The 10,938-nt window shown below is 67.9% G+C and carries 11 protein-coding genes; 6 read left to right on the top strand and 5 right to left on the bottom strand.

Annotated elements, in window-relative coordinates:
• Positions 1 to 39 precede the first annotated feature (39 nt).
• Genes ACGYLC_RS16895 through ACGYLC_RS16885 form a run of 3 tightly spaced genes read right to left on the bottom strand, consistent with a single transcriptional unit; the run spans position 40 to position 1,422 of the window.
• A complete protein-coding gene (locus tag ACGYLC_RS16895) occupies positions 40 to 339 on the bottom strand; it encodes a lipocalin family protein (RefSeq protein WP_394424069.1) in 300 nt (99 codons plus the stop codon).
• Positions 282 to 428: a hypothetical protein gene (locus ACGYLC_RS16890; protein ID WP_394424072.1), complete on the bottom strand. Its 147-nt coding sequence runs from the start codon at positions 426 to 428 to the stop codon at positions 282 to 284. Before ACGYLC_RS16890 ends, ACGYLC_RS16895 begins: the two co-directional genes overlap by 58 nt.
• Before the next feature lie 58 nt (positions 429 to 486).
• Positions 487 to 1,422, bottom strand: coding sequence for a polyprenyl synthetase family protein (locus ACGYLC_RS16885; RefSeq protein WP_394424066.1), 936 nt, complete (start codon positions 1,420 to 1,422; stop codon positions 487 to 489).
• Between the two features lie 86 nt (positions 1,423 to 1,508).
• On the opposite strand from ACGYLC_RS16885, the gene ACGYLC_RS16880 reads away from it, so the two are divergent.
• The 6 genes from ACGYLC_RS16880 to ACGYLC_RS16855 are packed head-to-tail and all read left to right on the top strand — an operon-like array spanning position 1,509 to position 6,885.
• Positions 1,509 to 1,625, top strand: coding sequence for a fatty acid desaturase (locus ACGYLC_RS16880; RefSeq protein WP_394424064.1), 117 nt, complete (start codon positions 1,509 to 1,511; stop codon positions 1,623 to 1,625).
• Positions 1,622 to 2,143: a sterol desaturase family protein gene (locus ACGYLC_RS16875; protein WP_394424063.1), complete on the top strand. Its 522-nt coding sequence runs from the start codon at positions 1,622 to 1,624 to the stop codon at positions 2,141 to 2,143. Before ACGYLC_RS16880 ends, ACGYLC_RS16875 begins: the two co-directional genes overlap by 4 nt.
• A complete protein-coding gene (locus tag ACGYLC_RS16870; RefSeq protein ID WP_394424061.1) occupies positions 2,143 to 3,342 on the top strand; it encodes a glycosyltransferase in 1,200 nt (399 codons plus the stop codon). The genes ACGYLC_RS16875 and ACGYLC_RS16870 overlap by 1 nt, the downstream gene beginning before the upstream one ends.
• On the top strand, positions 3,339 to 4,487 hold the full coding sequence (crtY, locus tag ACGYLC_RS16865) for a lycopene beta-cyclase CrtY (protein ID WP_394424059.1): 1,149 nt from the start codon (positions 3,339 to 3,341) through the stop codon (positions 4,485 to 4,487). Before ACGYLC_RS16870 ends, crtY begins: the two co-directional genes overlap by 4 nt.
• Positions 4,484 to 5,977 carry a phytoene desaturase gene (locus tag ACGYLC_RS16860; RefSeq protein WP_147100878.1) on the top strand — a complete coding sequence of 498 codons (1,494 nt, stop codon included), beginning with the start codon at positions 4,484 to 4,486 and terminating at the stop codon, positions 5,975 to 5,977. The genes crtY and ACGYLC_RS16860 overlap by 4 nt, the downstream gene beginning before the upstream one ends.
• Complete coding sequence (locus ACGYLC_RS16855; RefSeq protein ID WP_147100880.1) at positions 5,974 to 6,885, top strand: phytoene/squalene synthase family protein; 912 nt, start codon at positions 5,974 to 5,976, stop codon at positions 6,883 to 6,885. The genes ACGYLC_RS16860 and ACGYLC_RS16855 overlap by 4 nt, the downstream gene beginning before the upstream one ends.
• A 758-nt stretch (positions 6,886 to 7,643) precedes the next feature.
• Here the strand turns inward: ACGYLC_RS16855 and ACGYLC_RS16850 are convergent.
• Positions 7,644 to 9,596 (bottom strand): FAD-dependent oxidoreductase, encoded by a 1,953-nt coding sequence (locus ACGYLC_RS16850; RefSeq protein ID WP_394424057.1) that lies wholly within the window; start codon positions 9,594 to 9,596, stop codon positions 7,644 to 7,646.
• Positions 9,593 to 10,801 carry a 3-oxoadipyl-CoA thiolase gene (gene pcaF, locus ACGYLC_RS16845; protein WP_394424056.1) on the bottom strand — a complete coding sequence of 403 codons (1,209 nt, stop codon included), beginning with the start codon at positions 10,799 to 10,801 and terminating at the stop codon, positions 9,593 to 9,595. The genes ACGYLC_RS16850 and pcaF overlap by 4 nt, the downstream gene beginning before the upstream one ends.
• Positions 10,802 to 10,938 lie beyond the last annotated feature (137 nt).

The following is a 10,938-nucleotide window of genomic DNA, read 5'->3' as shown; positions in this document are numbered from 1 at the left end:
GCACATCAATCTCACCGGTGAATATCGTTGGCCAAAGCCTTAGCGTAGGATTCCGCCCCCTCCCGCAAACGACCCCATCAGGGCGATGTCGGCGCCGGTCAGGGGCGTGGACTGCCCGTCCGCCCCGACCAGCGTGCCCGACAGATAGTCGGCGTCCCCGCGCAGCCGGAACGCCACCACCCGCCGCCCGTCGTCCAGGAACAGCGAGAACCAGTCCCACCCGGTCTGGTCCGCGGCCAGCGGCTGGCTGGACCATTCGCGGTCCAGCCACGCCTGCCCCGTCACCGCCTGCGGTCCCTGCCCCAGATCGACGGTCCCGGAGGCCGTGAAGAACGGCAGTCCATAGTCCGCAGCGGCACGACCAGCACGCGCAGCACGGCGATCAGCCGCGCCCGCTGCGCCATCGCCAGCCCGATCGTGCCGTGCATGATGAGCGTCCCCATGACGAAGCACAGCACACCGCGCGGTCCCCTTGCATCGACGACCTCAGCCCGGCCCGGGCGGATCGTCGGGCAGGATCGCGCCGACGTAGTCGCGCACACCCTGCGCGTCGAACCACAGCGACAAAAAATCGGTCTGCAACGCCATGCGGACTGCGCGATAGTGGTGCACGGCGCCCTCAACCCCAGTGGCTGCCAGCAGCCCCTTGTCCGGCCCCGACGCGCCGCGGTCGCGGCGCGCCGTCTTGCCGGTTCCTGCGCCGATCACGTCCAGAAGATCGTCATAGGATTGGAACGCCCGACCCAGACCGCGGCTCAGTACGCTCAGCTGCGCGATCTGCCCCTCGTCGCAGCCATTGATCAGCGCGACGATCCGAAACGCCGCGTCGAACAGCTGGCCGGTCTTCAGATCCTGTTCGGTCGTGACCGAGGCCAGCGACTTGCCGTCATGCAGGTCAAGATCCTGACCGCCGCACAGCCCGGCCGGGCCGACCGCCTCTGCCAACACGGCGACCGCCTCGGCTCGTGTCGCCCCATCGACACCCGGCAGCGCCGACAAGATGCGGAAGGCTTCGGACATCAACGCGATGCCGGCCAGGATCGCGCGCGCCTCGCCGTGGGCGACGTGGGTGGTGGGCTGCGCGCGACGCAGCACGGCGCCGTCCATGGCTGGCAGGTCGTCGATCACCAGCGATGCGGTATGGATCAACTCGACCGCGCAGGCAGCATCGATCAGAGCGGGAGACGTCACGCCCAGCCGCCCGGACAGCATCGCCATCAGCACGCCGCGAAACCGCTTGCCCGGAGCGGTCACCGCATCGGTCATGGCCCGGCCCAGGGCGGGGACGCGGCACGAAAACGCCGGGCACAGCTCGGCCAGCCGGGCGTCGATCGCATGGCGCCACGACCGCGCTTCGCTGGTCCAGTCTGTCAGACCGTTCTGCTGCAATTCATGCGACCGGATGTTGATAAAGTCGTTCATCTGGGACAGAATACTCCCCCAGGCGGCTGACCGAAAGGCCCTAAATAACGCCTGGCCACCTCACGGGCCCTGACCGGAGACCGCGCATGGCGATCCTGATCCTGCTGCTGACCTGTTTCCACTTCGGTGGATTTCACCACGAACATCACCTGCACCCCGCCGTGCCGTGGTGGGCGCTGCCCAAGACGCGGGTCGCGCGATGAGCGCTGTCCTGATCGTCCTGGCCACCGTCGCGATGATGGAGGGCGTCGCCTATGCCGTCCACCGCTGGGTGATGCACGGGCCGCTCGGCTGGGGCTGGCACGCTTCGCACCACGATCCGGACCATCACGGGGTATTCGAGAAGAACGACCTCTACGCCATCGTGTTTTCAGCGTTCTCGATCGCGCTGTTCGCCCTGGGCAGCCGCTGGTGGCCGCCGCTGTGGTGGATCGCCGTGGGGATGAGCGTCTATGGCGTCATCTACTTCGTCGTCCACGATGGCTTGGTCCATCAGCGCTGGCCGTTCCGGATGGTGCCGAAACGCGGCTATGCCCGTCGGCTGTATCAGGCGCACCGGCTGCATCACGCAGTCGAGGGGCGGGACGACTGCGTCAGCTTCGGCTTCGTCTATGCCCCGCCGGTGGACGATCTCAAGGCGCGGCTGCGCGCCTCGGGCGTGCTGGCGCGGCGGCAGTCGCAGCACCCGGACGCCTGGCGGCCCGACCGGGGCGAGGACTGATGGCCCGCATCGCCCTGTGCCTGCCGGCGCTGCCCAGCCACGCCGCCGTCCACGGCGCGTTGGGGCGGGCGCTGGCCGGGCGGGGCCACCGGGTGACGCTTGTCGGCGGGCAGCGGCTGGGACCGCTGGCGGCGCGCGAGTGCTTGACGTTCCACGCCCTGCCCGGAGCGGGCGCCGACCTGCGCGGCGCGGGGCTGGCGCGGACGCTGTGGGCGACGGCGCAGGACAGCGCGCTGTGGGTCCGGTCCGGGCCGGGGGCGCTGGCAGCCTTGGCGACCGACCTGGTGATCGCCGATCAGGCTGAGCCGGGCGCCTCGCTGGCGGCCGAAGCCGCGGGGGTTCGCCGTGCCACGCTGGCGGCGGCCCTGCCGATGGACCGCGACGACGCCATTCCGCCGCCCTTCGTGGACTGGCCGTTTCTGGAAGGCGAGGCCGCGCGCCGGCGCAACCGGGGCGGCTGGCGTGTGACGGACGCGCTGCTGGTGCTGCAGCGCCGGGTGCTGCGGCGCGGCTGCCGCGACCACCGTCTGCCCTTGCGCGAGCGGATCGACGAATGGATCGCGCCCGACCTGGACCTGCGCCAGCTGGTGCCGGGGCTGGATTACCCTCACCCCTTGCCCCGCGGCGCGGCGCGGGTCGGGCCGCTGCGCGACGCATTCGCCCCCGAGCCGCTGGAGCTGGACGACCGGCCGCTGGTCTTTGCCTCGCTGGGGACGCTCGCCGGCGACCGGCGGCGACTGCTGGCGTCCATCGTCGCGGCGACCAAGGGGATGGGGGTTCAGGTGGCACTGGCCCATGCCGGAACGCTGACCGAGGCCGACGTCCGCGCCCTGCCCCCCCACGTCCATGCCCGCGCCTTGTGGCCGCAAGCGGCGGTGTTGGCGCGGGCGGCGGCATGCATCACCCATGCGGGGATGAACACGACGCTGGACTGCGTCGCGGCGCGGGTGCCGATGGTCGCGGTGCCGCTTGCCTTCGAGCAGCCTGCCACCGCCGCGCGGCTGGCCCATCACGGGCTGGCTGTCGTCGTCCCGCCCCGACGCGCCACGCCGGACCGCCTGCATGCCGCCCTGCGGGACGTGCTGGACGGTGCGGACTGCCGCGCTGCGCTGGCCGTGAAATCCGCCGAACTCGCCGCCGGCGGCGGCACCGCCCGCGCCGCCGACCGGGTCGAGGCGCTGATCGGGGCCGCCCCATGAGCGGCGTCCTGATCGTCGGCGCCGGGCTGGCCGGCTCGCTGGCCGCCCTCGCGCTGCGGGCGGCGCGGCCGGGCCTGCCGGTGACGCTGCTGGACGCGGCGCCCGGCCCGTCCGACCGGCACACCTGGTCGTTCCACCACCCCGACCTGACCCCCGTCTGGCGCGACCTCCTGACCCCCGGCCTGCGGGCCAGCTGGTCCTTGCAGGAGGTTCGCTTCCCGGACCACGGGCGGGTGCTGGAGGCCGGCTATGCCTCGCTGGACGGACATGGGTTGGCACAACTGGTCGCGGCGTCGGGGGCCACGGTACTGTGGGGCCGCACCGCCGCCGCTGTCGAGGCAAACGCCGTCACGCTGTCGGGCGGCACGCGGATGACGGCGGACGCCGTCCTCGACGCCCGCGGGCTGCGCGAGGGCCCGCATCTGGTCGCCGGCTATCAGAAGTTCGTCGGCGTGGAATACGAGATGGACGCCCCCCACGGCGTCATCTGCCCGCGCATCATGGACGCCACGGTGCCGCAACTGGACGGCTACCGCTTCGTCTATCTGCTGCCGTTCTCGCCCACCCGGCTGCTGATTGAGGACACCCGCTACAGCGACGGCGCCGGTCTGGCCGAGCCGGACCTGGTCGCCGCCATCACTGACTACGCTGCTGCGCAGGGCTGGCAGGGCCGCGAGGTCCGGCGCGAGCGGGGAGTGCTGCCGATCGCGCTGGCGCATGACGCCGCAGGCTTCTGGGCCGCGCAGGACGGGGCGGTGCCGATCGGGCTGCGCGCCGGGCTGTTCCACCCCGTCACCGGCTATTCCCTGCCCGTCGCCGTGCAGGTCGCGGACGTCATCGCGGCGGCAGACCCGACCACCGCCGCAATCCGCGCCGCGGCGCGGGACTTCGCCCTGCGCAAGGCGCACGGCGACCGCTTCCTGCGCCTGCTGAACCGGATGCTGTTCCGCGGCTGCGCACCCGACCAGCGCCGCCGCGTCCTGTCGCGCTTCTATCGCCTGCCCGAGCCGCTGATCGAACGCTTCTACGCCGGCCGCCTGACCACGCTCGACAAGCTGCGGATCGTGACCGGCAAGCCGCCCATCCCGATCCGCGACGCCCTGCCTTGCCTGCCCGAATCCCCCCTGCTGAAGGACGCCCGATGAGCCAGCCCCGCACCGCCCTTGTCATCGGATCGGGCTTCGGCGGGCTGGCGCTCGCCATCCGCCTGCAGTCCGCCGGCATCGCCACGACGATCCTCGAGGCCCGCGACGGCCCCGGCGGCCGGGCCTACGTCTGGCACGACCAGGGCCACGTCTTTGACGCCGGCCCGACCGTCATCACCGACCCGGACAGCTTGCGCGAGCTGTGGGCGCTGTCGGGGCAGGACATGGCGCGCGACGTGACGCTGCTGCCGGTTTCGCCCTTCTATCGCCTGCTGTGGGAGGATGGGGCGCGCTTCGACTATGTCGGCGACAGCGCGGATCTGGAAGCCGAGATCGCAAAGCTGAACCCCGCCGACGTGGATGGCTATCGGCGCTTTCACGACTATGCCGAGGCGGTCTATCAGGAAGGCTATCTGCGCCTCGGCACCGTGCCGTTCCTGAACTTCCGCCAGATGCTGTCGGCGGCCCCCGCGCTGGTGAAGCTGGAAGCCTATCGGTCGGTCCACAGCGTCGTCGCGCGGTTCATCCGAGACCCCCATTTGCGGCAGGCGTTTTCATTCCATACGCTGCTGGTCGGAGGAAACCCGTTCTCAACCTCGGCTATCTATGCGCTGATCCACGCGCTGGAACGCCGCGGCGGAGTGTGGTTCGCGCAGGGCGGCACCAACCGGCTGGTCGCGGGGATGCTGGCGCTGTTCCAGCGCCTGGGCGGCACGCTGCGCCTGAACGCGCCCGTCGCGCAGATCGAGACCGAGGGCGCCCGCGCCACCGGCGTGCGGCTCGGCTCGGGCGAGCGGATCGCGGCGGACATGGTCGCCAGCAACGCCGACGTAATGCACACCTATCGCGACCTGCTGTCCGGCACCCGGCGCGGCAAGGTCAAGGCCGCGATCCTGGAACGTCAGCGCTGGTCGATGTCGCTGTTCGTCGTCCATTTCGGCCTCGACCGCCTGCCCGAGGGGCTGGCGCATCACACCGTCCTGTTCGGCCCCCGCTATCGCGAGCTGGTGACCGAGATCTTCCGCGGCCAGGCCCTGCCCGAGGACTTCTCGCTGTACCTGCACAGCCCCAGCGTGACCGACCCGACGCTGGCCCCCCCGGGCATGTCCACGCATTACGCACTGGCCCCGGTCCCGCATCTGGGACGGGCCGAGGTCGACTGGGCGACCGAGGGCCCCGCCTATGCGGACCGCATCCTCGCCGCGCTGGAACGCCGGGTGATCCCGGACCTGCGCCGGCACCTGCGGGTGCAGCGCATCTTCACGCCCGCCGATTTCGCCCGGCAGCTGAACGCCCACCACGGCAGCGCCTTCTCGGTCGAGCCGATCCTGGCCCAGTCGGCCTGGTTCCGCCCCCACAACCGCGACCGGGCGATCCGCAACCTCTATATCGTCGGGGCCGGCACCCATCCCGGCGCGGGCATCCCCGGCGTGGTCGGGTCGGCCAAGGCGACCGCCGGCGTCATGCTGGCCGACGCGGGCGCGGCATGAGCGAGCTGGTCACCGCATCCGAGCAGGCCATCGCCAAGGGCTCGACCAGCTTCGCCGCGGCCGCGCGGCTGCTGCCGCGGGCGGTGCGGGACGACACGGTGATGCTGTATGCGTGGTGCCGCCATGCCGACGACGTGGTGGACGGGCAGGTGTCGGGTGCCGCCCCGGCCGAGGGGCACGACGCCGCCGCGGCGGTCGCCGCGCTGCGGGCCGAGACGCTGGGGGCGCTACATGGCGACGGGCCGATGGCGCCGCCCTTTGCCGCCCTGGGGACGGTGGCGCGGCGGCACGATTTTCCGGACGCCTGGCCACTGGCGCTGATCGACGGCTTCACGATGGACGCCGAGGGTCGGCGCTATGCGACACTGACCGACACGCTGGACTATGCCTATCACGTCGCCGGCGTCGTCGGCGTCATGATGGCCCGTGTAATGGGTGTGCGGGACGAGGACGTGCTGGACCGCGCCTGCGACCTGGGGCTGGCGTTCCAGATGACCAACATCGCCCGCGACGTGCAGGACGACGCCGCCATCGGGCGGGTCTATCTGCCTCAGGACTGGCTGGACGCAGCCGGGGCGCGGGTGGATGCGCCCGGCACGCCTGCGCTCAACGGCGTGATCGCCCGGCTAGTGTCCGAGGCCGAGCCCTATTACGCCTCGGCCCGCGGAGGGCTGGCGGGGCTGCCGCTGCAGGCGGCCTGGTCCATCGCGGCGGCGCTGCGCGTCTATCGCGCCATCGGGCGCAAGATCCTTCGCGCCGGACCGGGCTTCGACGGCCTGCGGGTCAGCACCTCGGGGGTGGAAAAGGCGGCGCTGATTGCGGCGGCTGCAGCGGATGCAGCAGCGTCGCGCTGGCGCCCGCCACCACCACGGCCCGCCAAGCTGTGGACGCGGCCCAGAACGCCGTGACCGGTTGGCTGTAATTCTTTCCTGGCCACGAGGCCACGGGACGGTCAAATCCTGCGGCTTATCGCGTCAGCATTAGGGTGATCGTCTCCACGATTTCGGCCGACATCGGCTCAGTTGGCGAACCCCACGTCGTGACCAACTGACCCTCGCCGTCCAGCAGAACCTTGTTGAACGGGTCGTTTGCGGGAGAGTGTGAAATCCTACGCTAAGCTGACAGCGGTCGTTCGTGCAGCGCGCGGCGAAGGTCGGCTTCGAGCCCACAGCCGATCTGTTAAATTCGTGCTGCGCACGCACGCAGCGCGGATTTTTCTGCGTAGGCAAAAACTCGATGACGCGGCGCGGCGTCGACTTCGGCCATTCGTGCTGCGCAGCGAATTTTTCCAGGCAATTCACAGGGTCGGGACAAACTGTGATTTCGTCGCGAGAACCTGTGCCTGATGGCCGACACGAGCATCTCAGGGGCCAGAGTCGCGCGGGAGCTGGATACGCTTGTCCGCAGATAATACCAACGGTCAGTCATATCAGTCCCTTTTGTTCGACAATCTGGCTGCCGCTAGGGGTCGAACGCATGTAGAACCCCTGAGGAATAGCCTCCTGCACCAGCCCCTCATGAGAGATCAGACCCATATCCCGGCTATCCTCTTCCGTCAGCGCAGCAAGGATCTAGTGTGATCCATCCCACACTATCGTGGAGAAGTTTCGCACTGGAAGTTTGCGCCGTTCGAGCCGATTACCTTGGAAAGCACTTCTTGGGCTCGCTATTTGGCACCAGCGGTTTTTCCTGTATGGTGGAACATCAACCCGCCGCGCCAGCGCGGAAAGCCATACCCGTGGATCATCACCAGATCAATGTCTTCAGGCTTTTGGGTGATGCCTTCATTCAGAATTTTCTTTGCCTCGCTGGCCATCGCCTCGACAAGCACCTCCGCAAGCTCGGGGTTAGCCAGGTTACGACGAACGATTCCCGCTTTCTGCGCAACCTCGGTGGCAAGTTGTGTCACAAGTGAGCTGTTGGATGCTTGGCCGCCGGTGTAATCGTACCAACCCGCCCCGGTTTTCCGCCCAAGGCGGTTGTGATCTTCCACAAGGAGATCGGCGACGGTGCGGAGTACCTGATCCTGACCATCGCGATGGCGATTGGCATGTGCGATATCAAGCCCTGACATATCTTGCGCTTCGAATGGTCCCATCGCCATACCGAAGCCACGCATCGCTTGGTCGATCTGAGTCGGCGTTGAGCCTTGCAAAAGAGCCATTTCAGCCGCCTCACGATAGCGTTTCAGGATGCGATTGCCGATGAATCCCTCACACACACCGGACAGGACAGGGATCTTGTGCATCGCTTTGGCCAGACGGAAGGCCGCCCCCAATGTCGCCTCCGAGGTTGCGTCGGCGCGGATCACCTCCAGCAGTTTCATGATATGGGCCGGACTAAAGAAATGCAGCCCCAGGAAACGGCCCGGATGGCGCAGTCCGGCGGCCATTTCATTGACATCCAGATAGGATGTATTGGTCGCAAGGATGCATGTTTCGGGCAGCACCGCTTCCAGTTTGGACAGGATGTCCTTCTTGATCTGCATGTTTTCAAACACGGCTTCGATGGCCAGATCCGCCTGAGCCAGCTGATCGTAGCTTGTGATGCAGCCCAGGCGTGCGGAAATCGCTTTGGCTTTGTCTTCGGTCAGAAGGCCGCGTGATCGTGCGGCTGAAATCAGTGCCTCGCAATTTGCCTGTGCCTGCGCGCGGCTGGCCTCATCTCGTTCGACGATTTGCACCGCCAGGCCAGCGGTGGCCAGGGCATAGGCGATGGACGCGCCCATATTGCCGCCGCCGACGACACAAGCGGTTTTGAAAGCGCGTCCACCGTCGGGGTAGTTGCGCGCCTGCGCCTGCGCCGCGCGCTCGGCAAAGAACACATGGCGCAGGGCAGATGCTTGCGGCGATTGCCGAAGCGACAAAAAGGCCGCCCGCTCCTGCGATAGGGCCGCGGTCAATGGCAATCGTGCCGATGCTTCGATCAATTGGATTGCTAGCGATGGAGCGATCTGACCTGGTGTGCGGCGTTTTGAAGCCGCGCGCGCCTGTTCCAAATCCCTGTAGGCATGGGCCGGCGCGGCAAGATCGTTCGGGCATGCCAGGGCCTGCAATCCGGTCAAGGACATGTGCAGCGCTTCATCCAGCGGCGAGTCCGAGATCGCGGTGATGGCGCCCGCCTCCAGCGCCTGTCTGGCGGTTAGAGTCCTGCCTGATACAATCACGTCCAGCGCAAGCGGCATGCCCACAAGACGGGGCAGGCGCTGCGTACCCCCTGCGCCGGGCACAAGGCCCAGTTTCACCTCCGGTAGGCCAAGCTGGGCCTTGGGGCCTGCGATACGGGCCCGGCAAGCGAGGGCGATCTCGCATCCGCCGCCCAATGCGCCCCCTTCAAGCACCGCGATGGTTGGGATGGAAAGCTCTGCCAGCCGCCACAGAACATCGTTGAGATGCGGCGCTTCGGGCGGCTTGCTAAATTCGCCTGCATCGGCTCCGGCAACGAAGACACGGCAGGCGCTGCGCAGGATCAGGCGGTCAACGGCGTGGTCTGCCGCGACCATGATACAATCCAGCAATTCGGCGCGCAGCTGTCGGTCGATCAGGTTCAGGGGCGGCGCGTCGAATGTGATAACGCCCGCGCCGTCCCTCACATCAAAGCGAACCTTCGGCCGCGTCATGCGGAAACCCGTTCGATGGCCAGTGCTTCACCCTGGCCGACACCCACACACATCGTCGCAAGGGCCCGTTGCGCCTGACGCATTTCCAGCTCGATTAGCGCGGTGCCGACCAGCCGCGTGCCGGACATGCCAAGCGGATGACCCAGGGCGATGGCGCCGCCATTGGGGTTAACATGATCGGCATCATCCGGCAGGCCGAGCCCCCGCAAAACCGCAAGGGACTGGCTGGCAAAGGCCTCGTTCAACTCAATCACGTCAAAGGCTTTGACGGACAGGCCTAAACGGTCCACAAGCTTTTGCACCGCAGGCACCGGGCCGATCCCCATAACGCGCGGCGCAACACCGGCAGAGGCCCCGCCCAGAATGCGCGCGCGCGGTGTAAGCCCATAGGCCTTGCAGGCCGCAGCCGAGGCGATCAACGTTGCCGCCGCCCCGTCATTCACCCCTGAGGAGTTGCCCGCGGTAACCGACCCGCCTAGACGAAACGGGGTTTTCAACTTCGACAGGATCTCGACGGTGGTTTCCCTAGGGTGCTCGTCACGGTCAAAGACGACGTCGTCTCCGCGCCGCTGGGGAATGGTGACCGGGATGATTTCTTTGGCAAAGCGACCGCTGGCCTGCGCGTTTGCGGCACGCGCCTGCGATCGTGCCGCGAATGCATCCTGATCTTCGCGGCTGATGGCAAAGTCTTCGGCCACGTTTTCGGCCGTCTCGGGCATGGACTCGATGCCGAACTCCGCCTTCATCCGGGGGTTGACCATACGCCAGCCAATCGTGGTGTCCTCGACCGAGGAGGCGCGGCTGAACGCCTGTTCGGCCTTGGGCATGATGAAGGGCGCGCGCGACATGCTTTCGACGCCGCCTGCGATCATCAGTTCGGCCTCGCCGGTCTTGATCTTGTTTGCGGCGATATTCACCGCCGCCAGCCCCGAGGCACAAAGCCGGTTCACCGTAAGAGCGGGCAATGTTTCCGGCAACCCGGCCAAAAGCGTGGCCATGCGAGCGACATTGCGGTTGTCTTCGCCGGCCTGATTGGAACAGCCCATAATCACCTCGTCGACCCTGTCGCCCGGCAATCCCCCATGGCGCGCCAGCAACTGGCGCAGCACATTCGCGCCCAGATCGTCGGGGCGAATGGATGAGAGCGCGCCACCGTAGCGGCCGATCGGGGTGCGGATATAGTCGACGAGAAAGGCGTCCATCACAGAGGTGTCCTTTGTTGGCGCCGAGGGGCGGAATACGATACCGGCCGCAGGATATTTCTGCGGCGAGGCAGGGCAACCGGAATGAATTTCAGTTCCGCATACCGATTGCAACGCATGTCTCGCTATGCGGAACAGAA

The sequence above is a fragment of the Sulfitobacter sp. 1A12157 genome, from assembly GCF_043557345.1.
Classification (GTDB): domain Bacteria; phylum Pseudomonadota; class Alphaproteobacteria; order Rhodobacterales; family Rhodobacteraceae; genus Sulfitobacter.
Note: the sequence above shows the minus strand (reverse complement) of the source record. Positions and strands in the feature narration are given on the sequence as shown.